29 protein-coding genes and 1 pseudogene are annotated in these 25,285 nt (G+C 70.8%); 29 read left to right on the top strand and 1 reads right to left on the bottom strand.

Annotated elements, in window-relative coordinates; translation table 11 throughout:
* The first annotated feature begins 34 nt into the window (after positions 1–34).
* The 8 genes from OG247_RS31795 (at position 35) to OG247_RS31760 (ending at position 5,620) form a co-directional block, all read left to right on the top strand.
* On the top strand, positions 35–496 hold the full coding sequence (locus OG247_RS31795) for a DUF6238 family protein (RefSeq protein ID WP_327255396.1): 462 nt from the start codon (positions 35–37) through the stop codon (positions 494–496).
* A gap of 30 nt (positions 497–526) precedes the next feature.
* Positions 527–2,041, top strand: coding sequence for an ATP-binding protein (locus tag OG247_RS31790; protein WP_327255395.1), 1,515 nt, complete (start codon positions 527–529; stop codon positions 2,039–2,041).
* Between the two features lie 249 nt (positions 2,042–2,290).
* On the top strand, positions 2,291–2,452 hold the full coding sequence (locus OG247_RS31785; RefSeq protein ID WP_327255394.1) for a hypothetical protein: 162 nt from the start codon (positions 2,291–2,293) through the stop codon (positions 2,450–2,452).
* 308 nt (positions 2,453–2,760) lie between these two features.
* Positions 2,761–3,462: a hypothetical protein gene (locus OG247_RS31780; RefSeq protein WP_327255393.1), complete on the top strand. Its 702-nt coding sequence runs from the start codon at positions 2,761–2,763 to the stop codon at positions 3,460–3,462.
* A 32-nt stretch (positions 3,463–3,494) separates the two neighbouring features.
* Positions 3,495–3,749 carry a hypothetical protein gene (locus OG247_RS31775; RefSeq protein ID WP_327255392.1) on the top strand — a complete coding sequence of 85 codons (255 nt, stop codon included), beginning with the start codon at positions 3,495–3,497 and terminating at the stop codon, positions 3,747–3,749.
* Between the two features lie 50 nt (positions 3,750–3,799).
* Positions 3,800–4,528, top strand: a complete 729-nt coding sequence (locus OG247_RS31770; protein ID WP_327255391.1) for a hypothetical protein — start codon at positions 3,800–3,802, stop codon at positions 4,526–4,528.
* Complete coding sequence (locus tag OG247_RS31765; RefSeq protein ID WP_327255390.1) at positions 4,497–5,168, top strand: hypothetical protein; 672 nt, start codon at positions 4,497–4,499, stop codon at positions 5,166–5,168. Before OG247_RS31770 ends, OG247_RS31765 begins: the two co-directional genes overlap by 32 nt.
* 80 nt (positions 5,169–5,248) lie before the next feature.
* A complete protein-coding gene (locus tag OG247_RS31760) occupies positions 5,249–5,620 on the top strand; it encodes a hypothetical protein (protein WP_327255389.1) in 372 nt (123 codons plus the stop codon).
* Positions 5,621–5,807: 187 nt separating this feature from the next.
* On the opposite strand, the gene OG247_RS31755 is transcribed toward OG247_RS31760, so the two are convergent.
* Positions 5,808–6,029, bottom strand: a complete 222-nt coding sequence (locus OG247_RS31755) for a hypothetical protein (protein ID WP_327255388.1) — start codon at positions 6,027–6,029, stop codon at positions 5,808–5,810.
* A gap of 266 nt (positions 6,030–6,295) precedes the next feature.
* On the opposite strand from OG247_RS31755, the gene OG247_RS31750 reads away from it, so the two are divergent.
* The 21 genes and pseudogenes from OG247_RS31750 to OG247_RS31650 all read left to right on the top strand — a co-directional run bounded on the left by OG247_RS31750 (position 6,296) and on the right by OG247_RS31650 (position 25,258).
* Positions 6,296–7,561, top strand: coding sequence for an MFS transporter (locus OG247_RS31750; protein ID WP_327255387.1), 1,266 nt, complete (start codon positions 6,296–6,298; stop codon positions 7,559–7,561).
* A 30-nt stretch (positions 7,562–7,591) separates the two neighbouring features.
* Complete coding sequence (locus OG247_RS31745; protein ID WP_327255386.1) at positions 7,592–8,089, top strand: hypothetical protein; 498 nt, start codon at positions 7,592–7,594, stop codon at positions 8,087–8,089.
* Between the two features lie 280 nt (positions 8,090–8,369).
* Positions 8,370–9,386: a carbon-nitrogen hydrolase family protein gene (locus tag OG247_RS31740; RefSeq protein WP_327255385.1), complete on the top strand. Its 1,017-nt coding sequence runs from the start codon at positions 8,370–8,372 to the stop codon at positions 9,384–9,386.
* Between the two features lie 564 nt (positions 9,387–9,950).
* Positions 9,951–10,370, top strand: a complete 420-nt coding sequence (locus OG247_RS31735; RefSeq protein WP_327255384.1) for a hypothetical protein — start codon at positions 9,951–9,953, stop codon at positions 10,368–10,370.
* 8 nt (positions 10,371–10,378) lie between these two features.
* Positions 10,379–11,053, top strand: coding sequence for a hypothetical protein (locus OG247_RS31730; protein ID WP_327255383.1), 675 nt, complete (start codon positions 10,379–10,381; stop codon positions 11,051–11,053).
* 27 nt (positions 11,054–11,080) lie between these two features.
* A complete protein-coding gene (locus OG247_RS31725) occupies positions 11,081–11,509 on the top strand; it encodes a helix-turn-helix domain-containing protein (RefSeq protein WP_327255382.1) in 429 nt (142 codons plus the stop codon).
* Between the two features lie 67 nt (positions 11,510–11,576).
* On the top strand, positions 11,577–12,338 hold the full coding sequence (locus tag OG247_RS31720) for a hypothetical protein (RefSeq protein ID WP_327255381.1): 762 nt from the start codon (positions 11,577–11,579) through the stop codon (positions 12,336–12,338).
* 22 nt (positions 12,339–12,360) lie between these two features.
* The gene (locus tag OG247_RS31715) at positions 12,361–12,768 is read left to right on the top strand and encodes a hypothetical protein (RefSeq protein WP_327255380.1); all 408 of its coding nucleotides are present in this window, start codon (positions 12,361–12,363) and stop codon (positions 12,766–12,768) included.
* A 272-nt stretch (positions 12,769–13,040) separates the two neighbouring features.
* Positions 13,041–13,412 (top strand): hypothetical protein, encoded by a 372-nt coding sequence (locus tag OG247_RS31710; protein WP_327255379.1) that lies wholly within the window; start codon positions 13,041–13,043, stop codon positions 13,410–13,412.
* Positions 13,409–14,218, top strand: a complete 810-nt coding sequence (locus OG247_RS31705; protein ID WP_327255378.1) for a DUF317 domain-containing protein — start codon at positions 13,409–13,411, stop codon at positions 14,216–14,218. The genes OG247_RS31710 and OG247_RS31705 overlap by 4 nt, the downstream gene beginning before the upstream one ends.
* Positions 14,219–14,255: 37 nt before the next feature.
* A complete protein-coding gene (locus OG247_RS31700; RefSeq protein ID WP_327255377.1) occupies positions 14,256–14,633 on the top strand; it encodes a hypothetical protein in 378 nt (125 codons plus the stop codon).
* Positions 14,630–15,448, top strand: a complete 819-nt coding sequence (locus OG247_RS31695) for a DUF317 domain-containing protein (protein ID WP_327255376.1) — start codon at positions 14,630–14,632, stop codon at positions 15,446–15,448. The genes OG247_RS31700 and OG247_RS31695 overlap by 4 nt, the downstream gene beginning before the upstream one ends.
* Before the next feature lie 44 nt (positions 15,449–15,492).
* A complete protein-coding gene (locus tag OG247_RS31690) occupies positions 15,493–16,074 on the top strand; it encodes a hypothetical protein (RefSeq protein WP_327255375.1) in 582 nt (193 codons plus the stop codon).
* Positions 16,071–16,850 carry a DUF317 domain-containing protein gene (locus OG247_RS31685; RefSeq protein ID WP_327255374.1) on the top strand — a complete coding sequence of 260 codons (780 nt, stop codon included), beginning with the start codon at positions 16,071–16,073 and terminating at the stop codon, positions 16,848–16,850. Before OG247_RS31690 ends, OG247_RS31685 begins: the two co-directional genes overlap by 4 nt.
* Before the next feature lie 28 nt (positions 16,851–16,878).
* Positions 16,879–18,669, top strand: a complete 1,791-nt coding sequence (locus OG247_RS31680) for a type IV secretory system conjugative DNA transfer family protein (protein ID WP_327255373.1) — start codon at positions 16,879–16,881, stop codon at positions 18,667–18,669.
* Between the two features lie 286 nt (positions 18,670–18,955).
* Positions 18,956–19,537 carry a hypothetical protein gene (locus OG247_RS31675; RefSeq protein ID WP_327255372.1) on the top strand — a complete coding sequence of 194 codons (582 nt, stop codon included), beginning with the start codon at positions 18,956–18,958 and terminating at the stop codon, positions 19,535–19,537.
* Positions 19,538–19,601: 64 nt separating this feature from the next.
* Positions 19,602–20,219, top strand: coding sequence for a hypothetical protein (locus OG247_RS31670; RefSeq protein ID WP_327255371.1), 618 nt, complete (start codon positions 19,602–19,604; stop codon positions 20,217–20,219).
* A gap of 232 nt (positions 20,220–20,451) precedes the next feature.
* Positions 20,452–21,597: a hypothetical protein gene (locus tag OG247_RS31665; RefSeq protein WP_327255370.1), complete on the top strand. Its 1,146-nt coding sequence runs from the start codon at positions 20,452–20,454 to the stop codon at positions 21,595–21,597.
* Positions 21,598–21,826: 229 nt separating this feature from the next.
* Positions 21,827–22,594: a hypothetical protein gene (locus OG247_RS31660; RefSeq protein ID WP_327255369.1), complete on the top strand. Its 768-nt coding sequence runs from the start codon at positions 21,827–21,829 to the stop codon at positions 22,592–22,594.
* Positions 22,595–22,884: 290 nt separating this feature from the next.
* Positions 22,885–24,125: pseudogene (locus OG247_RS31655) on the top strand (DNA cytosine methyltransferase).
* On the top strand, positions 24,125–25,258 hold the full coding sequence (locus OG247_RS31650) for a DnaB-like helicase N-terminal domain-containing protein (RefSeq protein WP_327257713.1): 1,134 nt from the start codon (positions 24,125–24,127) through the stop codon (positions 25,256–25,258). The pseudogene OG247_RS31655 and the gene OG247_RS31650 overlap by 1 nt, the downstream one beginning before the upstream one ends.
* Positions 25,259–25,285 lie beyond the last annotated feature (27 nt).

Genomic DNA, 25,285 nt, shown 5'->3' with positions numbered 1-25,285 from the left:
AGTCCGCTGACCCTGCCCCGGCAGGAAGGATCCCGTGACACCCCACACCCAGACCACCGACGCGCACCCCTACCTGCGCGCCGCCACCGCCGGCATCCGCCACCACACCCGCAGCCTCACGCCCCAGGCCGACCGGCCCCGCCCGAAGACACCCGCGGACCGCGCCCACCTGGACGTCCTCCACGCCCACCTCACCACGCTCCACCAGCTCCTCGACCAGCTCACCGACACCACCCGCAACAGCTGGCCCGCGGCCGGACGCCACCTCGCAACCGCCCACACGCGGCTGTGGCAGGCAAGCGCCGAACTACACGACGCCTTCCACACCCTCCCGCCCGAAACCTCCGGCGCCGAAGCCGAGTGCCGGCCGGACCGGCTCCCCGACGGCCCGCCCGTGCTGACCATCTGCCACCGCCACCTCGCAACCGGCCACGCCATCCGCCGCAAGACCACCCCCGCCGACCTGCGCGGCCACACCACCCACTGCGGGCGATGACCTGCCCGCACCCGACCTAAGGCCGCCTCGATGAACCACCGGCCCGCCCGCCGAGCCCGCCGCGCCAGCGCGAGCCCCCTGTTCACCCCGCACGGCACCGACCGCGCCACCCGCAAAGCAGCCCGCAAGCAGCTCGCCGAAGCCCAGGCCAAGGCCCGCGAAACCGCCGCCGCCCACCCCTCCGGCCACCAGCCCGCCGAAGCGCACATGCCGCTCCCGGTGTACCCGGCCTACGGCCGCCCCGGCGCCGCCTCCGCACGCGGCACCCGGCTGCGCCTGCCCGCTCACCGCATGACCACCGCCACCGCCAGCGGCGCGTACCCCTTCCTCGCCGAAGGCGGGCTCGGCGCCGAAGGCATCTACATCGGCCGCGACGTCCACGCCGAGGCGAGCTTCACCTTCGACCCCTTCACCCTGTACGGGCGCGTCGAGGGATTCACCAACCCCAACATCCTCTTGGCCGGCGTGATCGGCCAGGGGAAGAGCGCCCTGGCCAAATCCTTCGCCCTGCGCTCAGTCGCCTTCGGGTACCGGGTGTACGTCCCCTGCGACCCCAAGGGCGAATGGACCCCCGTCGCCGCAGCCCTCGGTGGCACGTCGATCGCACTGGGCCCGGGGCTGCCCGGCAAGCTGAACCCCCTCGACGCCGCACCCCGGCCCGCCGGCGTGGCCGAGTCCGACTGGGCGGTCGAGGTCCGAAAGCGACGCCTGCTGCTCCTCGGCTCCCTCGCCCGCACCGTGCTCGGCCGGGACCTGAAGCCGATGGAGCACACCGCGCTCGACGTCGCCCTCGACGCGGTCGTCCAAGCCGCCGCCGCGGTCGGCCGCACCCCGCTGCTGGGCGACATCGCCCACACCCTCAACCAACCCGACCTCCTCGACCAGGCCGGCGGCACCATGTCCGGCCACCTCGGCGACGCGGCCCGCGACCTCGCCCACGCCCTGCGCCGGCTCGTCAACGGCGACCTCTCCGGCATGTTCGACGCCCAGTCGACCATCCGCTTCGACCCCACCAGCCCGATGCTGACCATCGACCTCTCCCGCCTGGGCGGATCCGGCGACGACACAGCGCTGGTACTGGCCATGACCTGCGCTTCGGCCTGGATGGAGTCCGCACTGACCGACCCCGCAGGCGGACGGCGCTGGGTGGTCTATGACGAGGCGTGGCGACTGATGAGGCACGCGGGACTGCTGGAGCGCATGCAGGCTCAGTGGAAGCTGTCCCGCGGGCTCGGCATCGCGAATTTGATGGTCATCCACCGGCTCTCGGACCTGCTGACCGCGGGCGACGCCGGATCACGCGGACGCGCCCTCGCCGAAGGCCTCCTCGCGGACTGCTCCACCCGCATCATCTACCGCCAGGAGAACGACCAACTCCACGCCGCGGCCGGCCTCCTCGGACTCACCTCCGTCGAAATGCAGGCCATATCCCACCTCAACCGAGGCCGCGGGCTGTGGCGCGTCGCCGGAAGGTCGTTCATCGTCCAGCACCTCCTCCACCCCGCCGAACAGCAGCTGTTCGACACGGACTCCCGAATGCACTGAGTTCTCGACCCGTGGGTTCGCGATTCCTGAAGCACCAACAGCTGCTCGCCTCGTCGTGGCCGAGCCCACCCGACGAGTCCTCTCCATCTCCCAAACCGCACCCCATCTCCCGGCCCAAGACGCCTACCGGAGCCGTTTGACTTGGACACGCCGCCCACTACCAGGCTCACCCCCGGCCTGGCCCCCCTGCCCGATCACCGACACATCCGAGATCCCCAGTGGCTGCGGGCCTGGGCCAGGTTCGAGCAAGTGACGACCCCGTTGCGGGAACGCGGACTGACCTGCGACGTCGACTTCGGCCTGGATGACTGGATCGTCTACGCCTGGCCTCCCGACCAAGACGCCGTGCTCATCATCGGATCTGACGGCGGATGGCTGGTCACCTACGAAACCCCCGCCGTGGACCACTGACGGTCCTCTACGACTCCAGATCGCATCCCGACCCCCAGGCCAGCATCCACGTGGCCCGCTTCATCACTGCGGTCGACGCGCACCTGGCGCACCTCCGCAGACGCACTCCCCCGAAGCGGCCGGACTCGAAGCCGATGGCCACCCAAACGACGCAGTTGAGTCACGGCCCCGCCAGGCCAACGCCGGACCTCATACCGCGCGCCACGTCATCACAGGCCAAGCACCGGTGAACAGGTCCCCCCACCACCGATCCCCAAGGCCGTACGCCAACAGCCGCACGAAATCGCCGCGTTCGAAGGAGCTCCCCTATGCAGCGCCCTCCTGAGCTGACCGAGGAGGAATGGGCCGACTACCGGCAGTGCCAGGCCGAGGAGAACACGGTCCTCGCGCAGGTCGTCGACCGCGAGGCCCAGCTGGAGAACGGCCTTATCGACTCCGACGACGAGTACGACTTCTCCTGGGACATCAACCCGGCACCAGACGAGCAGACCTGGCCATCCCGGCTTGAGGTCCTGGCGGAGGACTTCCTCCACGCGAAGAACGAGCTCACGCTGCTGGACGAAGCCGGGCACGTCCCCGAGCACCCGCTCGGCCAGGCCCTTCTCGACCAGGCCCGCCACGCCCAGGGGCTTGCCGCTACCGCTCAGCGCGCGGTCTCAACCCTCCCCGCGGCACCCGGACTTCCCCCAGCCATGACGACCGCCGTGCTCGTTCCCCTCTCGGCTGCCGCCGCACACGCCGCGTCCGCTGTGCAGCACTTCGCCGCTGCCGCAGCCATCGCGGCCGGATCCAGCGGGCGCCTCGCCGAGCACCTCCAGTGGCGCATCGTCTTCCACCACGCCGACGGCCGGCCCGAACTCGGACAGGCCGCAGAGACCTCGCTGACGGCGGCGACCGAGTTCACCGGGCGCGCCGAACTGCGGCGCCAGCTCCTGCCCCGCCCTGTATCCACGGCGCTACCGCCCACCCCACCCGTCACCGCCAGCAGCGTCGCCCCGAAGCGCCGCTGACCGGGAACTTCGCAGAAAGGATTCCTCACTCCGTGCACCACCCCGTGAGCATTCACATCGGCCAGCACACCGCCGGACCCCTGAACCACCCCCGAACCGACCCGGTCCAGCAGCTCCTCTGGTCCAGGGGGTTCACGTACTGCTCCCGACTCCACGGGTACACGGCCGCGCACACGCTCCCCGCCGAGCAGCAGGAACACCTCGTCCACGAGGCCGTGCACGCCTTGCACTCCCGTGGACACGCCGTCGCGCATGTGCACCACCCCCAGCCCAAGGCGGACGACTGAGCGGGGACCGGCCGGGCCGCGGGCTCGGGCCTTCCGACCGGCACGCGCTCGTGACCGGATTCGCTGACCGGCTCGCCACCGGGCTGGGACCGGGCTGGACTGCGGTGGGGCGGTGGACCCCCTCCGGTCGTGACCCGGCCGAAGGCCGGGTCTGGGACATGGCCGGCGGCAGCTTGCGCCGAACGCTGGAGTCCTTCCCGCACGTGCACCGGGCCGTCCTCACTCACCCCTATGGCCTGCAGCTCTACGTTCTCCCCCGGACACCGGACCTGGACAGTTTCATCGTCTCCGCCGTGCTCCCCGCCGGTGTCTTCGAGCACGGCGGCGTCAAGCCTCCACCTGCGATCGGCGTAACGGGAGACCCCGTCCGTGCGGCGGCCGACGTCCGTCGTCGTCTTCTGCGCCCGTACCGCACGGCCGCGATGGTGGTGGCCCGCACCACCCGGTTCCGGGAGCACGACAAGATCGTGATCGGGCGAGGGGACGACGGACAGCCCTTGCTGAATACGGTCGCGCCGACGGCCGTGAGGGCCTTGCTCCACTCCGACGGCCGGTGGGTGCTGGATCCCGCGACCGGTCTGTGCCGACTCAGGTATGCGGAGCGGCATCCCGAGTCCGTCATCCAGCAGGCCGTCCTGCGTCTGCACGTCCACCGCTTCGACATCGTCGTCGTGACCGGGACCCCGCTCAACACACCGCCCGGCAGCCGTACTCCCCCGCCGCCCGGCCCTCCCCCGCGGCTTCGCGGTGGGGAGAGCCCCGGCGGCCCGCTTCTCTAGGCATCCGCTCGGCCAGGGCCGGCCCTCGGTCCGTCCGCCGACTGCCTCATCCATCCCGTATCAGGAGATTGTTCTGGCCACCCGATCCTGCATCGCCCGACCGACCCCGACCGGCTTCGAGGGCATTTACGTCCACTGGGACGGCTACCCCACCCACCACCTGCCGCTTCTCCTCGCCGCCCACCAGTTCCGGTTCAAGGGCGACATCGAAGCGATGGCCCGCTTCCTCGTGGACTCCCCCGAGGTCAGCTGGGACCACCTCGGCGCGGACCTCCTCACCGACGCGCCGGAACCCGTACAGCAGCGCCTGGGTAACGGGTACGACGCGTGCCGCCCGACGACCGGCCTGGTCACCCTGGACGGCAGCCCCGTCCAGCGGATGACCTTCGACGAAGTGTCCGCCCAGGAAAGCTGGCTGAGCTGGGCGTATGTCCTGCGTCCGGAGGGAGTCGAGGTCGCCAGCCTCCAGAACGGGCCCCGCGGTCTCCTCGTCGGATGGGACGTGGACCCGCTCACCCCGTTCACCGACGACCCGGAACGCTGGCGCCCACGCGCTGCCAGTCGCAGCCAGGCACCCACCACGACGGTCCGCAAAGCCGAACCCCGCGCGCAGGCCACGAAGTCGGCGACCCGCCGGTGAGCACCCAACCTCTCCGGAAGGCGCCCGGCCCGGCCACCAGCCAAGACCCAGGCTTCGGCGTACAGGGGGATCAGCCTCCGATGGCGGCCGTACCCGGCAGCAGCGATTTGCGGCGCAGTGCCCGTCTGGAGGCGGCCGACTACCTGGCGACCCTGAACCTGCTGGGTCCGGGCCAGAGCCTGCTGCCCTGGACCCAGGCGCTCGCGGGCGCCGAGACCGTGGCTCAGTTCCACGTCGTCACCGACGCGGTCATCGGCTCCGAGTCCGGTGCGCTGCTGGCCCTGCGTGACTTCCTTCGCGCTGCCGGCGAGTGGTGCGACAGCCATGGTCAGCGCGCCCTCGGTGACCGCTACCGACGCACGAGCGAACTCCTCGACGTCGCCGACCGGCTCGCGTTCCAGCTGGGGGTCGACCAGCTCGCCGCCGCGCACCCAGGACCGGCCCCGGCCTGACCGTCGCATGTCACAGCCCAGCTCGGACGACCTGCGACCGCGACCGAGGACTTCACCCACACCTTGCACTGAAAGGACCGCCCCCCTGCCTGCGGACCCGCCCCACCTGTACATCGGCTGGCACGAAGAGCACGGGTTCGTCGCCGCCTCCGGCCGACCCCTGACCGACCACCTCAAGAACTGGGTCCTAGACCGCGTCCAGTTCGAACCCGTTCCGGGAACCACCCTGCACCGGCTCACCGAGCCGGGGCAGGACGGCCGCCGCCGCGCCCGGCAAGCCGTAGCAGCAATACGCGCCTTGGGCCTGCGCGTGCAGGCCGACTTCACCCTCGACCCAGAACTCACACCGGACCCGCCGCACCAGCAGCGGACCGCCACCCTTCACGAACACCGCTCGCGTATCGCGCACGCCGCCAACTCCCGCTCCCCACAACGAGGCACGCCGCACACCACGCTGCCGTACTCGCCTGCGGCAGCGGCACCCGCCGTCCCTGGGTCGGCCCCCGCCGCGCCAGCGACCGGGCGCGGCAGGTGAGCTCGGCGCGCGAGCCCCTCACCTTCGCTCCCGGCGAGCCCCGCCTCTGCTGACCCTCTGCGGCGCCGCCCGCCCCGCCCAGCCTGCGGCGCCGCACCACCACCGTTCCCGTATGCCTCCGACGGAAAGCCCTTCCCCTGTTGTCCCCGACCGATCACCCGTCCGTCCCGCAGCCGCGCGCCACCTACGGTGCGGTACTGGGCAGTCGGCACGTTGCCCGTCTGCTCGGCGGCACCCTCATCGGGCGCCTGCCCAACGGCATGGTTCCCGTCGGACTTGCCTTGTGGATCACGGGCATTGGCGGTTCCCTGGCCTTCGCCGGGATGCTCAGCGCCCTGTACGGACTGGCGTCCGGGCTGAGCCAGCCCGTCAAGGGCAGGCTGATGGACCGCTTCGGTCAGACCCGCGTCTCCGGACCGGCAGTGATCCTCAATTCCTCCAGCCTGCTGGCCCTTCCCGTGATCGGCGCGAGTGGGCATCCCGCAGTCATCACCGCGGTAGTGGGCGTGGCCGGCCTGTGCACACCGCCTCTGGAAGCTGGTCTGCGTGCCCTGTGGCCGGCTGTCCTGGCCGATGCGGGCCGGCGGCGCATCGCTGTCAGCCTCGACACCGGCACCCAGGGGCTGCTCTACATCGTCGGCCCCCTGCTGGTGACCGCTATCGCCGCTGCCCGCGGGCCCGGGCTCGCGCTCGTCACCACGGCCGTACTCGGGCTGCTGGGCACCGTCATCGTCCTCACCGCGCCGCCGTCCCGGCTCTGGCGCCCCGCGACAGCCGACGGCGGCGAGCCGCGCGGACGCCTGCTGTCCCCGGGGCTGTTGATGCTGTACCTGGCCCTCGCCGGTACCGGGTGCGCCATCGGCGCCATGAACGTGTGGTCCGTCGCGATGGCGGCCGGTCACCACATGGAGCTGCTGTCCGGCGCGATCCCCGCCGCGTTCTCCACGGGAAGCTTCCTCGGGGGCCTGCTCTACGGACGCCGTGTCTGGCCCGGCTCGAGTGCGGCGCAGCTCCTCGTCGGTGCCGCGTGCTTCCTCACCGGGTGGCTGCCGTTGCTCACCCTGCCCGGCCCGCGCGCTGCCATCGCAGCCGTCGCGGTGCCGGGGTTGTTCCTCACGGTGGTCGTCAGCTGTGCCTTCATGACCGTGGACACGCTCGCCCCGCCGGCACGCACCACCGAGGCGTACGCGTGGCTGATCCTCTCCGTCGGCGTCGGCCAGGCCGCGGGCACCGCGCTCGCCGGCGCCCTCGCAGCGCACCCGCTCGCCGGAGCAGCGCTTCCTGCCGTCGGCGCCGCCGTGTCGCTGTCGTTCATCACGGCTGCCCGCCGACGTCTCACCCCCGCCGGCGCGTCACGCCGCCGGGGCCGGCACCGGCGCACCCGGGCCCGTGCCGCCCACAACTGACCTCATCCTCGCAAGGAGAAACACCTCTTCATGGCCGTACGTACTACCTGGACCGTCACCCACTCGTGTGGGCACGAGGTCGATCACAATCTCTCCGACCGCCCCGCCGACCGGCGTGCGGGATTCGCCCGATGGCTTTCCGGCCGCGACTGCACCGACTGCTGGAGGGCGAGCCGCACCGGCGACAACCTCAGCCGCGAGGAGTGGCTCGCAGCCCGGCGGGCTGCAGAGCAGGCCGCCGCGAAGGAGTGGGCCGAGCAGTTCGACATGCCGCCGCTCGACGGGCCCGAGCGCGCCCTGGAGTGGGGCGAGCGCAGTCGGCACCAGCTGGTCACCACCGCCTACACCGCTCTCGTCGTCGAAGGGACCTGGGATGACGCCGACTGGGCGGCCCTGGAGGAGAAAATCCGGTCCGTGACCCGGGCCGGCTGGTGGATCGACCAGCGTGACGCCGACGGTGTGGACGTTCCCGAACTCCTCGACGCCGCAGGTGACGACGACCGCGGCACCGAGAATCCGTTCCGGTGAGGACTGCGCTTCCCTTCCAAGTTCAGCGTATTGAACTGAGGTGCTTCTCTCCAGCAGCCGGGCCATTCGACGGTGCGCCGGACGGGTTGAAGGTGGTTGACGGAGCCCGTAGGCGACGGCATGATGACGGACTGCGTGGCCTACGCCGAACCTCCCGCGACCGTCCCCAGCACGGTCTCCCATCGGAGGCAAAGGGACTAGCGTCTCAGGTCGCTGTCGCAGCCCGATCGCCTCGGGCGAGGTTGCTGGGGAACCGTCGCTCAAGGCGTGGAAGGCCGCGATGACAGCCCGCAGGAACTTCAAGCGCCAGGTGCGCGCCCGCGCCGCCAAGACCGGCGAGTCCTACACGTCTGCCCTCCGGCACTTCCGTCCGACTCCATCTGGAGACGTCATGTCGGAAGCAAGGAACCCCAAGAGCGTGCGGCTCGCCGTCGCGCAGACCCCCGTTCGCGAGGACCCGCGAGATGTTGACGCGCTGCACGAAAGCGGCCGCCAAGTCCGTGCTCTGATGCGCGAAGCGAGTGCTCGGGGCGCGAGGATCGTGCACTTCCCGGAAGGCGCGATCTGCTTTCCCCACAAGCTCGTCATGTCCGTCGACGGCCCGGACGCGGTCGGTCCGGCGGACTGGGCTCGGTGCCAGTGGCCAGTTCTGCAGGCAGAGTTGGCTGCGATCGCCGAGTTGGCACGGGAGCTGCGGCTGTGGACGGTGATCGCCTCGGTGCACCGCTTGACCGGGCGAAACCGCCCGCACAACAGCCTCTACGTCGTCTCCGATCGCGGCGAGGTTGTCACACGCTACGACGAGCGCCTGCTGTCGAACACGAAGGTCTCGTACATGTACTCACCGGGCATCTCGCCTGTGACCTTCGACGTCGAAGGGGTGCGCTTCGGCTGCCTGCTCGGCATGGAGATCCACTACCCGGAGTTGTTCGCCGAGTACGAGGAGCTGGACGTCGACTGCGTCCTGTTCTCCACGACCGGCGTCTCCCCAGGGAATGCCGCCGCCCAAGCCCAAGGCCACGCCGCGGCCAACAGCTACTGGGTCAGCTTCTCGGTGCCGACGCAGCACAGCGCCATCGCGCCGTCCGGAATCATCGCCCCCCACGGCGACTGGCTTGAGCGGTGCCCTGCAGACGGATCACCATCGGTGGCGGTCGTGGACCTCGACAACGGTTCCGAGGCCGCCGCCGAATCAGTAACCTACGCGCGTCCTTGGCGTCGCGAGTCGCGCTCGGGCATCTACACCGGGCACCAGGTGACCGATCCACGCAGCGAAGACCGAACTGCAGCCTTCTAGCGCAGAAGCAGAATCCGAGAGGTTCGCGGGTACGGGATGGCTCCCGCGCCGCGAACACCTCGGATTCCGAGTTTTTGGGGCAGCCGGATCATTGTCGGTGGCTGACCCCCGCACCTGCCGGGCGACGAGCGGGCGCCCACCAGCGCCCCGACATCGGCCTTCAGCCCGAAGCCCAAACGGGCACCCGGCCCCTCACCACCCGGCAGTCCCTCAGTACCTACGCCAACCCGGCACGCGCCCACCCCTGCTCTATCCGCTTCAACACGTCAATCCAACAGGGAAGAAGGGACCTGGGACGACGCCGACTGGGCGGCCCTGGAGGAGAGGATCCGGTCCGTGCCCCGGGCCGGCTGGTGGATCGACCAGCGTGGCGCCGACGGTGTGGACGTTCCCGAACTCCTCGACGCCGCAGGTGACGACGACCGCGGTACCGAGAATCCGTTCCCGTGACGAATTACGCGACAGCTATCACGGCATCCGTGAATTCGTAAATCCCGGATTCTCCGGACCATTGAAGTCATCCCCACCGCCGTCTCTGCCGCGTTCACGTGGAAGGAATCCTCCGTGCCCGAAGCCGCTCCCCGTCCCACTGCTCCGGCCGACACCCTCACCCCTGACCGGGACATCACCCACCGGCACTTCGCCCCGGGCGACCGCGTCGTGGTCCTCAAGGGGATCGCGGGCGACGAGCTCTGGGGGGACTCCATGACCGTCGTCACCCCGTCCTGGCACACCCCCACCAACGAGGACGGCTGGCGGCTGCGTGACCCCAACGGCGGTCAGCACACGTTCGTCACCGCGCACCCCCGCTATCTCGTCCATCTCAACCGCCGCTGCGCCGACTGCCTCATCTACCTGCGCGCCCTGGAAAAGCTCATGGTGCGCAAGGCCAACGCAGACAGCACCGCCGTCGACTGCGGCTGGTACACCCTGACCGCCCTCGACCAGCTCGTCCACGTCGCCGACAGCTCGGGCCGCAGGTAGCGAGCGCCATGCCCCTGACCGCCCGCATCGTCCATATCGGCCGCGATCCGCACTCCGACGAAGTCCTCGCCCGCGGAGGCGACGCCGAAGCCGAGTCCCTCCTTGAACGCAGCGGCTTCATCCCCGTCCACCGCGGCCACGACCGATTCCACCGGCTTCCCCGGGGCCTGGAGCAGGACGAACAAGTCCGCCGGGCCCGCCGCGCTGTCGCTGTCCTCAAGGCCGTCGGCTACGCCCCGCAGCACGACCCCGAGTTCGCCTCCGACGTCCGACTCGTCTACGACCTCTCGCTCGGCGCACGGGTCGCCGGCCTCGCGGAGCACATCCGAGCTGCCCGGCACAGCCAGTGGGTCACCGCTGTGATCACCGAGCTGGTGACTCCCGCCGACGGGGTCCTGCCCGCCGTGACCGAAGTCCTCCACTCCACAGCCGACTTCCTGCAAGGGCTCGGAGAAGAAGCCGACCCGGCCCACGCCGACCGGATCCGCCACCTCGCCGATCAGCTCTCGGTCATCACCACCGAGGTGGGCGCCTACCGAAACCTGCTGGCCGACCGGCACACCGACCACCCGCTTCGCCCAGCATGCACCGGAGTCGACCCCCTGGAAGCGGAAGCCTCCGTCACCTGCTCGTGCCCTCCAGCACCGCCGCCCCCGCCGACGTCCGCCCGGCGCACCCGATGACCCCCCACTGAAACGGAGCACTCGCGCATGGCCATCGAGGTCACCACAGACAGCACCCCCACGGGGCATGTCCTCGGCGAAGACCACGCCGCGGCACGGATCAACATCGAACGCAGACACCGCGGGTGGAGCACGACCAGTCTGTCCGACCGGCTCAACCACAGCGGATGCCGAATGAACCCGTCGGCGGTGTGGCGGATCGAGAACGGCAAACGGCGTATCCACCTCGACGAGGCAATTGGATTCGCCCAGGTCTTCGGGATCGCCCTCACCGACCTCGTCAGCCCGCCAGAGCTGTCCACCGAGGCCGCAGAGCTGATCGAGGGTTTGGCTCGCGCCGAACGCGCCGTCCAGCAGGCCCAGCACACCCGCCAGCAGGCAAGTGATCACCTGGCCGCATATCTCGCCAAGCACCCCGACATCCACGAGTGGCCCGGCGCCCCGACCAACAAGTAGGGCCCGCCCTCCAGCTCCACCTCCTGTCCTGCGCGAACCACCTTCCCTCCACCCTCCCGAGACCCTCATGCCTTCCACACCGCCCCGCACCGACCTCGGCGCCTTCGCCCGCGCCCTCGCCGCCCGGCTTCCCGGCGACACCTGGACCACCACCTACGCTCGCCACGGCGAATACCCCGACCAGATCCGAACCACCAAGGAACTTTGGGACATCGGGGCCGTCGGATACGCCGCGACGAACTTCGTCCTGGGCCACGAGGCGGTCCTCGCCCGCGGTGATGGAGCCCGTCTGCTGATCTTCGATCGCCCCCTGCGCCGACGCCAGTTCATGGTGGGCGCCCTGCAGCCGGACGCCCACGACGACGCCTTCCACCTGGTGGCCGAACCCAACGGCCTCGCCATCCCCGCCGACCCCGCCCGTGCCGCGGCCCAAATCGCCCGCAGACTGCTGCCCCGGTACGAGACGGCACTGCGGCAGGTCCGGCACAACACCGCCCACCCGGTGCCCCGTCGGCCCGCACCTCCGGTGATCGCCGGGAACGTCAGCATCGCCTGGTATCCGGACGGTGCCGTCGGCGCCGTCACCGGGAGTCCCGAAGCCACCGGCCTCCTCTACATCCACGGCTTCCAGTACCACCCCTACCACCGCATGTTCCTGCTGCCCGCGTCCTACGGCGACCGGCAACAGCTCGCCCGCATCCAGGCCGTCTCGCAACGGCTGGCCCAGATCGGCGTCGGTGTCACGGTCCGCCCCGCGCCCACAGCACCGAAGCCGGCATCGCAGCCTGCCCGCCCTCCGGCCCCAGCCGTCGCGTCCCCCAGCCGCTGACCCACCACCCGAAGGAGACCCCGTGGGCAATGTCGCCGATGAATCCGGCACCGATGTTGAGATCTACCGTCGGGCCTTCAACCCCGACGTGATCCACGTCGTCAGCCGCACCGGAGCACCCGAAGAACTGCTGGCCCTCCTCGACAGCGCCGGCCTCGAACGCAAGACCGAGAGGACCTCAGGCCCCGTCTACGTCTGGCACGAAACACCTCAGGGCCTGAGCGAAGAGGAGCAGAAGGGGCTGGTCACCCGCTCGATACTCCCGGTGCTCATCGCCGACTACGACGTCAATATCGATCCGGACGTGTACGACGTGACCGCCTGGGCGCAGGCAATCTCCGAACACCGCTCGCGCCAGGCACAGGCGTCGGGGCCTCCAGCTCTTCCCCCCGCCGGACCGGCCAGTTCCACAGCCCCTCGGTCCCGCTGACCTTCCTCTTCACCTGGCAGTCCCCGGCGTTTGAGACCGGGGACAGCCCCCTCCTCGACCAACCGGAGCACCACGATCCCGACGTCCCCGCCCACCCCGCCTCCGATCTCCGCCGCCCGCCGCCCGCGCCTTGCCGTCTTGCTGCTCCGCCGGTACCTGCGTGCCGTGACCGCCTCGTCCTCCGGGCGCCACAACGTACTGGCCACCGGAGCCTTCGGCGTCCTGGACGAGTCCCGCCGGCGCACCGCCGGCCCCGACCGCACCGGAGGAACGTGACCCTCTACGACCCGCAGGCGCTCGTACGCCAAATCACCCAGGAGATCAGTCGGCTGACCGCCCACATGGCCTCCGCCGAACCAGCCGAAGCCGCCCAGGTACTCGCACAGGTGCTGGCTCCCGAGGGCATCCTCGACAAGGTCACCGACCTGATGGCCGCTGGCTCACGGTTCGCCCGGGACCGTGCCACCGTCGGCGCGCTGCCCGCGGAGGTCTGGCTGGCGATCGGCCGAGCCGCGAACGAACTCGCCGCTGTGAGCAACGATCTCGCCGAGCACACCGAAGACCTTCGTCGCCTTGCCCGTCCGCCGGTCGTCGTCGGCATCCCGCCGGTCGCCTCGCCGCTCGTCGCGCGGAGGCACCGGTGAAGAAGCAATGGACAGGCTGGGGCCCGACGGCGGACCAGCCCGAGCAGCACTACCTCGTCGAGCCGCGGCACCTGGCCGGCGGCGGCGACTTCCGGTACGTGGCCGAGTATCTCCGCGCCTCCGGCTGGAAGGACCACTCCCGTACCGGCGGGCCGATCGTCTTCGACAGCCCCGACCGGAGCGTACGGATCGGCTTCGATCCGCACCGCATGCCGGGTGGCTGGACCGTCTCTGGTCAGGCCATCGGTGACCAGGCCGCCTGGCACGCCACCCTCACCACCACGGTGCCGGTGGAGGTCGTCGCCGGGTTCACCGACACCCTGACCAAGCCGCGCTCCGCCCATGCCTCCAACCCGTGGGCCCCGTTGGAGGAACACGGGTGGGAGACGGAGCGCGGCCAGCACTTCACCGCGGTATCCCCGGACCGGAACGCCTGGCTGCAGTTCCACCAGAACGAACCCGGTCAGGCGCACTGGTGGGCCGGTGCCCGCACTGAACACGGCCGGACCTGGGACGCCGTGTTCACCCCCACCACCCCGATGCACCTCGTCGAAGGCTTCTCGGCCGCGCTGGCCGACCCCACCCCGGTCATGCGTCCGCGCGGGAACATCCCCGCGACGAAGTGGGTCCGCACCACTTCCGTCTCCGTACGGCCCTCCCAGCTCGGGGCGTGGCAGCAGGCACGGATCACCGCCGCCCGCGCCACTACCTGGGCCCGCAACTCCTGGGCAGCAGCCCGCCCGGGCAAGCACGCCCCGACCGCCAGCCCCTATGCGTCGGCCGGCGGCACACACCAGAGGCGTTAGCCCCAGAACTACGGCTCCCCCTTCCGTAAGGACTTTCATGCCCGGATACGACTACGCCGACCTCACCCCCGACGACGTCCAGGAGGCCACCCGCACCCTGGTCCGCCTCACCCGGTACATACGCAGCAACCCGGACGCCAGCAACCTGCTGCCCTATCTCGTACCGCTCGTTGACAAGTACGACGGCGCAGTGGCTCGCCTCTCCCAGGCGCTTGCCGAAGTCAACAGCTACTTCTACGGCAGGCCCGAACTCACCGGAGAAGCCGAGGACCTCGACCACCTGTGGGGCGTGTACAGCGATGCCTCCGAGTTCCTCCTGGAATACAACAAGCTCGACTGGCAGCTGGGCGCCATCCGTGCCGAGGTCGAACGGCAGGCCGCCGCTCCCAGCCGGCAGGCAGGAAGCACGTCGTGACGGTGACCGACCGGCAATTCGCCGTCTTCGCCTCCGACCACGAACACAAGCTCGGCTCGGCAATCAGCCCCCGCTACCTGGCCGGGCCCGGCGACCCCCGGCACATCACTCACGCCCTGCGCGCCGCCGGGTGGACGAACACCTCCGACCCGCTCCACCCGTCGATCACGATGACCAGCCCCGACTACGCCCACCACCTCAGCCTCAACCCCGCAAGCCATCATTACGCCTGGAAGATCAGCACCGAGTTCCTCCTTGGCTACTGGTCCGCAACCTTCAGCATCACCACCCCCGCGGAGATCGTGGCCGGCCTGACCGACGCCCTGATCCGTCCCGCTCCTGACAAAGCCGCGCACACGGTCGTGGAGATCCTGACCGCCCGCGGCTGGGCGCACAGCACCAACGACGCCGGCTCCCAGACGCTGGTCTCACCGGACGGCATCGTCCAGGCCGAGCTGCGTGTCTCCGCCTTCCTCTGCGGATGGGAATTCGAGGCCGCACGCCATCACGGCGAGTACGGCCCCGAGGGGACGCTGTGGCGGGCCTACTTCAACGAGGACACCCCCGCCCACCTCCTGGCCTCCGTCGCCGACGCCGTCTCCACACCGACAGCCGTTCTGCGCAGCCGCTTCGAGATCGACGAAGGCCCCCACCTTGCGGTCGGCCCCGAATTCGCAATCGGCAGCGAGGTGCTCGCCGCGCACAAGGTGCGTTTGGCCCAGGCCCGTCTAACCCGTCCCCGCCCTGCGTCCCCCGTGGCCCGTGCCGCTGTCCCGGCTGCCCCGGACCGGACAGGCGCCCGCCCCTCCCGCTGACCTCGCCGACGTGCCCAATGCCAGAAGGATCTGCCCCGTTGCCCATGCCCCCCGACGAAGCCCACCAGCACGCGCTCCGGCGGCTCGGCGTGTTCCTGCGGGAAGCCGAGGATACCCTCGACTCCTGGGACGAATACTCCGACCTGCACACCGACGTGGACGGATGGCCACACGACGAGACCGCCTACGGACGTCGGCAGAGCCACCGCGATGCCGACACCTGGCGGGCCTTCACCACCGTGCGCGACACCGCCGCGGCCATGCTCGATACCGCAGAAGCCCAGCTGAGCCGGATGCCCTCCGGCAGTACTTCGCTGCGGCGGGGATGGCACCTGAAGGTCCTGCGCACCGCGCTCAAGGAGATCGACGCCCTTCAGTCCGAGTGGCTCGGCGTCCGCGACACCCTCCCGGTCAGTGCCCGCCCGGGCACCGAGCAGTACGACGAGCCGCTCGCCGAGCGAAACGCGGAGGCCTGGGCCTACCTCGACGCCTGGGCCCTCCACGGGCAATCTGTGATCGACATCGACACCGCCGCCCGAGCCAGGCCCTCCCGGAAACCCGCGCCCCCTGCTCTGGCACCGGCCCCGCCCTCGACAGCGGACTCCACCGTCGGGCTGCGGCGGTGAGCCGGATACACGAGCCCTCCGTCGAGCAGGCCCTCGTCAGGCCTCGCTATCTCGCAGGACCCGGCGACCCGGCCTGGGTCACCGCCGCGCTCCACCGAGCCAGCGGATGGAGTTACGGCCACGACCCCCTTCTCGCCCGCGTTGTGCTGGCCAGCCCCGACCAGCAGGCTCTGCTCCACCTCGAACCCGAGCCGGACCAGCCGTGGTGGGTCATCCGCCATGCCCGGACTGCCGGCACACCGGCCTGGCAGGCGAGCTTCGGCGCCCGCACACCGGCCGAGATCATCGCGGCGTTCACCGACGCCCTCACCGACCCGGCGACTCCCTCGGCCGGCGGCAGCCCGTACGAACCACTGCGGGACGTCGGATGGCAGCCGGCCCGTGACCACAGCGGGTTCACCTCCCCTGACGGCATCGTGCAGGTCGAGCACTTCACGGAGACCGGCTCCGGCACCTGGTTCATCGACGTGGCCATCGGCGGCGACCCTGTGGGGCTGATCTGGCGGGCACAGTTCGGGGCCGGAACCCCGGCGCACCTGATCTCGGCGGTCACTCGGGCCCTGGCCGATCCCTCACCGCTCCCCCGTGACCCCGAGCGCTCGCCCCCTCTGGGACACGACCGCATGCACACCAGCATCCGGGAGCTGCCCGCCGCGGACGTAGCCTTCGCCCTGGAGCGACGTATCGACGCCCTCATCTCCCGGAGCCCCGTCCCGTGCCGCTCTGCGGCCCCGCCCGGACCTGCCGTACAGCCCCGGCCCCACCGCTCCCGCTGACCCAGCCCTCCCCCTTGGAACCGCCCCCTTGTCCAACTCCCCCAACTCCAGTGGTGACGGCTACGACATAGCCTTCAAGGCGCTCCTCGGCGCCATGGCCGTCATCGTCCCCCTGTCCACGCTGGCCTGGCTCGGCGGAAACACGCTCGCCTGGGTCAGCGGCACCGGATCCTGGGTTCCCTATCAGCCGGCCAACGCCCTCCTCCACCCCTACCTCCTGTGGCCGGACAGCGGGGAGGCGGCGCTATTGATCGCCACCCGGATCCTGCCCTCGGTGCTTCTCCTCGCGCTCGTCCTGACCGGCTTCGTCTGGTGGAGGCGCCACAACACGGGCGGCAGGAAGCGCAAGCGCGTCGCCGGGATGGCGAAACGTTCCGACATCGAGCCGCTCCTCGCCAAGGCGATCACCGCCAAGGCCCGCTCGCTGCGCCCAAGCCTGAAGGACGCGAAGGGCATCGCCGCGAAGGACACCGGCATCCTCCTCGGCAACCTCCAGGGCAGCAGGCATGAAGTCCGCATGGGCTACGAGGACGTCGCCGTGGCGATCATGGCGCCGCGCTCCGGGAAGACCACATGCCTGGCGATCCCCGCGATCCTGGCTGCCCCCGGCCCCGTACTGCTCACCTCGAACAAAGCGGCAGGCGACGCTTTTACCACTACGTATGACGCCCGCGGCCAAGTCGGCCGGGTCTGGGCCATGGACCCGCAGCAGATCGCCCACACCGAGCGGGCCATGTGGTGGAACCCGCTCGCGGGCGCCAAGTCCCTTGAAGGCGCAGGCCGGTTGGCCGGGCACTTCCTCGCCGCCTCCGTGGACGCGAGCCAGCAGGGCGACTTCTGGTCCAAGGCCGGCAGCAACGTCCTGTCGCAGCTCTTCCTCGCCGCTGCCCTCGACGAGCGGCCGATCACCGACGTCATGGCCTGGCTCGCCTTCCCCGCAGACCGCACCCCGCTGGACATCCTCCGCGACCACCGCTTCACCGCGGTCGCCTCCCAGCTCAAGGGCACCGTGGAGGGCCCACCGGAGACCAGAGACGGGATCTACGAGACCGCGAGACAGTACGCGTCGGCCCTCCTGAACTCGGAGATCGCGGCCTGGGTCACCCCGCAGAAGGGCATCGCCGAATTCCAGCCGTCGGACTTCGTCACCGGCACCGACACCCTGTTCCTGCTCTCGAAGGACGGCGGTGGCGGCGCGAGCGCACTGATCGCGGCATGCGCGGACTCAGTAATGCGGGCCGCAACCGCGCAGGCCGAGCGCGCCGGCGGACGCCTGGACCCGCCGATGCTGGCGATCCTCGACGAGGCCGCCAACGTGTGCAAGATCAGCGACCTCCCCGACCTGTACTCCCACCTGGGCTCCCGCGGGATCATCCCGATCACCATCCTCCAGTCCTACAGACAGGGGCAGAAAGTCTGGGGAGACGCCGGCATGGACGCCATGTGGTCCGCGAGCACCGTGAAGGTGATCGGCTCCGGCATCGACGACCCGGACTTCGCCGACAAGCTCAGCAGGCTGATCGGCGACCACGACGTCGAGACCAAGTCCACCTCCGTCTCCGACTCCGGGAAGTCCACCAGCATCAGCATGCGACAGGAACGGATCCTGCCCGCCGACGCCATCCGCGCCCTCCCCAAGGGCACCGCGCTCTGCTTCGCCACGGGCATGCGCGCCGCCATGCTCGACCTGCGGCCCTGGTATCTGGAGCCCGGCGCCGACACCCTGTCCGCCGCCTCGGCAGCCGCCTCGAAGGGCATCACCGCCCGCGCTGTCGCCAAGGTCGCCCCGAAGAAGACCGATTTCGGGAAGGCCGCCTAAGCCCCTGGCCGCGCTGCCGGAGCTCTCCTCCAGACGGCCGACACGGCCAACAGCCACTGGGAGGGGGCCCACGTACTGCTCGAACTGGCCACCCAGCCCCGTGGCCACGGCGCTCCCGTCGCGCCCCCTCCCGACCGGCGCGGCTCCGGCACCCGCAACACGCTGACCCCGCCGACCACGACCTCGCATTCCACCCCTTCGCCGTCCCGCACATCTCGGCATTCCATGAACGGAGTTCACCCTGCAGATCATCGATCTGGTCGAACAGACCCGCCGACTCGGCCAGGTGGCACCCACGCTGGAGGCGCTGCGTGCGGAGGTGGAGACCGTACGCGTGGGAGAGATAGCGAAACCCGTGAGGGAACTGGCGCCGATCGCCGTCCGCCTGCACGGGCTGGCGATGCAGTACACGGAGCAGCTCGCCGTCCTGTCCACCAGCCACTACGCCGTCATGAAGGACGGGCACCAGAACCTCGCCGAGCTGGCGGAAGCCGGCGCCCAGGTAGCCTTCGCCGCCACCATGTGCACCTTCGCCATCCACCGCCGTACGGAATTTCTGCTCTACGAGGACGGCGACGAGACCCCGAAGGCGAGCCGCGACAACCTGAAGAGCGCTGTCGAGGAACTGGTGCACGCGGCGAAGACATACAGGCGCCAGGCACACCGGCTCTCGCGCCGCCTGGCCTCCGCCCCGGATCGCCGTGAGGACCAGCAGCTCATCACCCAGGCGCTCGCCGACGCCGCCGCCGACCCGGCACCGGGGAATAGCGCGGCCGTAACCGAAGGCCGGAGCGTCTCGGCCCCCGGGCCGGCCACCACGGCCATGCCCGTCCCGCCGCCGAACCGTCCCACCGCCCACACCCTCTGACCAAGCCCGCGAGCCCCCGGAGTGTTCCGTCACCGAGCCCACCGTCAAGAAGTTCAAGGACCTCGTGGAGGAGTACGAGCAGCTCTGCGAAGACCTGACTGCACCGCTCACCGAATGCGGAAGGATCCGTGACGAACTCGAAAGCCTCACTGGTGAGGTGCGCCGGATCTCCTACACGCTAGGTTCCGACGCGCAGAACAAGATCGTCCCTCCGCTGCTGCAGGCGGAGTTCCTGGCTCGAGCGTCCGGGGAGGTCCTCGCGCAGTTCAGCCACCCGCGGTTCACGTCGATGCCGCGCCGCGAGTGGGTCCTGGAATCGCTTCGGAGCCTGGTCAGCGACTCGGCACGGGCCAGCCTGGCCGTCACCATCGCGCTCCGGAACAACCCCATGCCCGAGGGCCCCGCGCCCGAGACCCAGCCGCCCGCCGCATCCGAGGTGAATCATGCTGCGGCTGAGTACGAGATGGCCTGGCACCTTGCCGAAGCCTCGAACCTCCTGGAGAGCAGCGCCCTCATCTGCCGGAACGTCTACGACTGGGTGGTGTGGGACCTGGACGTAGCCGATCAAGCTCCCAACCAGCGGAACTTGGCCCACGCCCGCGCAGCCCGGGAGGCCGCGACGCACACGGCTGTCGCCGAAGTGCCGGCCAAGATCGCGCCGCGTGCCGCGCCCCGCCGGTAACCCTTCGCTCCTGCGGGCCGTACGCCCGTACACCCTGCCCTCGCCACGATGCCGCGGGGCCGACGTCCCCACGCACCCACCGCGTCCGGACCGGTCCGAGCCCTCGGACGAAGCCCTCTCTCCCACACGGCGACCGGCACCTGCCTGGATGTCGCGAAACTGCTGACGCCGTTCCCGGCCTCCCTCCTCGCACCGTGGTCGCCTCCGGTGCCCGAACCACTCCTGGAATCCCTTGGAAAGCTCCGCCTCCGAGGCGCCTCGCACGATCGAGCGCCTTAACACCCTGTCCACCGACATCGACACCTTCGGCGAACTGCTCACCGGAGCACGGCCCGTCGCCGGGTCCGCCGGCCTGCCGACGCTCGCCTCCTGGTACGCCACCGCCCAAGGCCTTTCCGCCACCGCCCTCGCGCTGCTGCTGAACACCGCCGAGCAACCGTACGCGCACACCACCATGTCCGGACACCACGCCGTGGAATCCCTCGGGCAGCTCGTCAAGATCTCCTCCGACATCACCGCCCACGTCATGGGCGCGGTCGCAGTAGCAGCCGAGTACCACCGCCTCGACGGCCTCCCGGACCCTGCCACCGGGCGGTTGTCCGCCCAGCCCTCCGTCCACCGGTGGGCCCTCGACGAGCACCTCGACAGCGCTGTCGCCCTGATCAAGCCGGCCCGTTCCGCCTGCCACGACGCCGCTGGCTTCACCGAGACTGCCGGCCTGCGCGAGGCAACCCGCGCCGCCGAACCGGCACCGGTGCCCGAGCTGAACCTGGCCGAGCGCCGCCTCCTACGCCTCGTCGCGGACGACCCGGTCCTCCTGGCTGTCGACCGGAGAAACACCCGCCGGATCTGGACCGGCAGCGGCGAGCGAATCTCCACCACGACTGTGGACTCGCTGACGGACAAGGAACTGATCCGCCTGGACGCCAGCGGCAGCGTCGCCGCTGGGCAACGGCTCCGCGTGACCGACCAGGGACGCCGCGTCCTCGACGCCTCCGGGATCCAGGACACCCTGGCCGGTCCCTCCCCTACCGTCGTGCAGCAGGTCGCTCCCGCACCGAGCGCCGGCCCACCCAAGGTGAATCCCACCCAGCATCGTGCCCTGCACCTCATCCACACGCGCACCGTCATGTACGTGCAGTGGCCCCGTAAGCGTCCCACGGTGGACACGGGATCACCGGAGCGCATCAGCACCCGGACCGTGGACGCCCTGCAGGTCAGGCGCCTGATCGGGTGGGACGTCAGGACCGCCCCGCACGAGGGACAGCGCCTGCTCCTCACTGCGGCCGGGCGCGAGGCTCTTCTGCGCCTCGGTCCCGCACCCGAGCCCGGAGTCCCCGCACCCGCGCGTCGCATAGGCCCCGCACCCACCCGCTGACCAAACCAGCCCCGGTGGCGGACAGTGCCGCCTGGCGGTGCCCCGACGAAGGTCCCACCCGCTCATGACCGATGACGCCCTCTTCTCCCTGCCCGATCCACCCTCACCCTCCGTGCCCGGACGGCCCGCGCAGACCGCGCCCAGCCGTCCGGCGCCATCCGCCGCCGGGCCTGCCCCGCCGCCCGTGCAGGCCGCCCGATCACAGTCCATCCCCGATCGGCCTTCACCCGTGGTGCGTCTGCTCGCGCTCGCCGACCAGTTCACCCAGCACAACGATCAACTCGCCCGGCTGCAGCCGGCCTACGGTGCCACGTGGGGCCACACCTCGGCGCAGGTCCTCGTGACCGCGTGCATGGAGGCCGTCCAGGCCATCGTCGACGAGCCGATGTACGCGGGCGTGACGGTGACCGAGGCCACAGTCCGTATCAAGCACCTGGCCGTTCTCACCGGACAAGCCGTCCGCCATCTTGCCGAGGCCAAGGCCCAGCACCGCGCCCCGGCTTCGCCGTCGGACCGGCCGTTCAGGGGCGGTGAAGTCGCTCACCAGATACACCTCGCCCAGGACCTGACGATTCTGGCCCCGGCCGCGGCCCTGGAATCAGCGAGCGCCGTAGCCTCCGCGATCCACCATCGCCGGCCCGCGACGACTACCAGCACCGATGCCCTGGCCCTTGCCGAGCGGACTGCCCTGCACGCCACCGCCCGAGGGCACGTCGTGATCGGCCGACGCGAGGGACACGAATACGCCCACAGCCGCGACGGCTCCGTACACCTCGACACACTGCGCGCTCTGGAACACGCCGGGCTCATCGCGGTCCAGCCCGGGTCCGCGCCGCCGCCCTTCGGCGAAGGCCCCCCTCACGACCGGGTCCGACTCACCCCCAGCGGAGCAATGGCCGTAACGGCCTTCCTCGGACGAAGCATCCGCACCCCAGCGCCGCCAGCCACCAGTGCTCTCCCGGCCCGCACCACGGCGGCACCGGCAAGGACCCGCTGAACACGGCGCACCCCCTTTCCGCCACCCTCTCCGCCGCTGCGCGGTCTCCCCCGCATCCGCCGACCCGCCCGCCCTTCCCCTCCCTCTCGCGCCGTGATCTCCTTCGGCGCCCGCACCACCCCTGGATCCCCTCTCTTGTCGAACCCCTGCTACCGCATCCCTTCTTTGGGAGTGCAGTCGTCCTGCCTGCTCGCACTCTCCGCCAAAGGGAAACTTCCGCAAATCGACTTCGCGGCTCCCATAGTCCACGCCACCCGTTCGGAACAGGACGACTTCGGGCTCGCCTCGTGATGGACAGGCTCGTGCTGGACCTCTTCGCCGGCCCCGGGGGCTGGAGCCACGCCCTGCACGTGCTCGGCGTACGGGACGTCGGCCTAGAGTGGGACGAGTGGGCGTGCAAAACGCGCGCCCGTGCCGGGCAGGTGACGATCCGTACCGATGTGGCCATGTACCCGGTGTGGCCGCTGGTCGGCCGCATCCACGGGTTTCTGGCGAGCCCGCCCTGCCAGGCGTGGTCGATGGCTGGCAAGCGGCTCGGCCTGGTCGACCAACCGCTCGTCCACCAGGCCGTCGCCGACCTCGCCGCCGGCCAGGACACCCGGGCGAAGCTGCTGACCGCCTGCAAGGACCCCCGGAGCCTGCTGGCCGCCGAGCCGATGCGCTACCTCCACGCCCTGCACTCGGTGGGCGAGCCGGAGTGGATCGCCATGGAGGAGGTCCCGGACGTCCTGCCCTATGGCGCCAGTACGCCGTGATCCTGCGCGGCTGGGGCTTCTCCGTCTGGACCGGGATCCTCAACGCCGCCGACTACGGCATACCGCAGACGAGGAAGCGGGCGATCCTCCTCGCCTCCCGCACCCGCACCGCCGAGCCCCCGCCGCCCACCCACGCCCAAGCAGCTGAACCAGAAAGTCTGTTCGGACCGGGCCGTGAGAGGTGGGTGTCCATGGCCGAGGCACTCGGCTGGGGCGCCACCGACCGACCCACCCCGACCGTCTGCGCCGGTGGCGGACCGGGCGGCGGACCCGAACCGTTCCCGTCCGGGGCCCGCAAGACCCTTACGGACGCCCGCGACCGCGGCACCTGGAAGCCACCCGCACCCAGGCCACTCCCGGGACGCAGCTCCCGCGGAACCCGTTCCCGCCGCCTGCGCCCGCCGGACGCCGATGCCCCCGTCTGCACCTGCGGGAAGCACCGCTGGTCCTGGTCGCTGCGCAGCAACAACCAGGCCAACGCCACTATCCGGCGGGCGACCGAGCCCGCTGGCACGCTGTTCTTCGGACACCGCGCGAACGAATGCATGTGGGTCGTCGAAGCCGAGGAGGGGGGTGCGGCGCCGGAGCCGATCCGGATCACCGCCACCGAAGCCGGCATCCTGCAGACCTTCCCCGCCTCCTACCCCTGGGCCGGGAACAAGGGACAGCAGTTCTCCCAGATCGGCAACGCCGTCCCGCCCCTGCTGGCGGCCCATCTGCTGGCCCCGCACCTCGGCAAGACCCTGACCCGCTCCGACTTCACCCTGGCAGCGTGATGCCCAACCCCGCCTCGAACCAAGGAGACTTGTCCCTGGACGACATACCTGCGGACCCGCCGATCCGGTATGCCGAGCAGGCGCTCCTCGGAGCGCTGATCCTCGAACCGCTACGCATCAAGACGCTCGGCCGGCTCGGCCCCGAGCACTTCAGTGTCGCGATGCACGGGGCCCTGTTCGCGGCGATGAGCGCGCTCACCCCGCCGACCCCGGAAGTCCACGCCCGGGAACCGGTATGGATCACCGCCCTACTTGAGCGCGCCCGGCCCCACGCCCGCGGACTGACCGCCTCCTACCTGCACACCCTGGCCGACGCCTGCCCCGAACCCAGCCACGCCCCGGCTTACGCCCAGATGATCGTGGCCAACCGGGCCCGCCTTACCATCCGGGCCGCCGCCGAGCTCCTCATCCAGGCGGCCACCGACCCGGTCCTACCGGAACCCGCCGCGCACGTCCTGCACCGTACCGACGCCGCCGCCGCTGTCCTCGACGACCTCGGTGGGCTCTTCCCCTCGCACCCAGGTTCGCTCCCCCGCACCACGCTGCCACCCCCACCAACCAGGGACACCGGCGTCAGTTCCGATGCCGCTGGCGAGGAGCAGCTGCTCCTGTCGACGGTGGCCGCGCGCCCCGCGTGCCTGCCCGAGATGAGGTGGCTGCGGCCCGAGGACTTCACCGTCCCACTTCACGGCGCCCTCTACCGGTGCATGGCCTCCCTGGCCTACCGAGGTGATCCGATCGACGCGGTGACGGTGCTCTGGGAGGCCCAGCACCACGGCCTCATCGCCTCCGGGACAACCGCCAGGGAGGTGCTGGATCTGCTCGCCGCCCCGGCCGGATCCCCGGAGCACTGGGGCGAGCAGATCCTGCAGCGCTCCCTCCTCCACCACGCCCACACCACCGGCCTGCACATCAACGCCTACACCGACGACCCCGCGAACACCCCGCACCAGCTGATCACAGGCAGCCGCCGCGCACTCGCCGACCTCGGCGCCGTCCGGGCCCGATGGCAGCACGCCACCCGCACGCCAGCCGCCCGCCAGCCGAGGACCCAGCCTGCGCCAGCATCCCGGGCCGGTCCGCCCGTCCCGCGCCCTGCCACCCCCGCCGGATCGCCGCAGGCCTCCCGATAACCCCTCCTCCGCAATCCCGACCGGGTC

The organism is Streptomyces sp. NBC_01244 (assembly GCF_035987325.1).
In the GTDB taxonomy this organism is placed as follows: Bacteria; Actinomycetota; Actinomycetes; order Streptomycetales; family Streptomycetaceae; genus Streptomyces.
The sequence above is the reverse complement of the archived record's forward strand: the minus strand, read 5'-3'. Positions and strand labels throughout refer to the sequence as shown.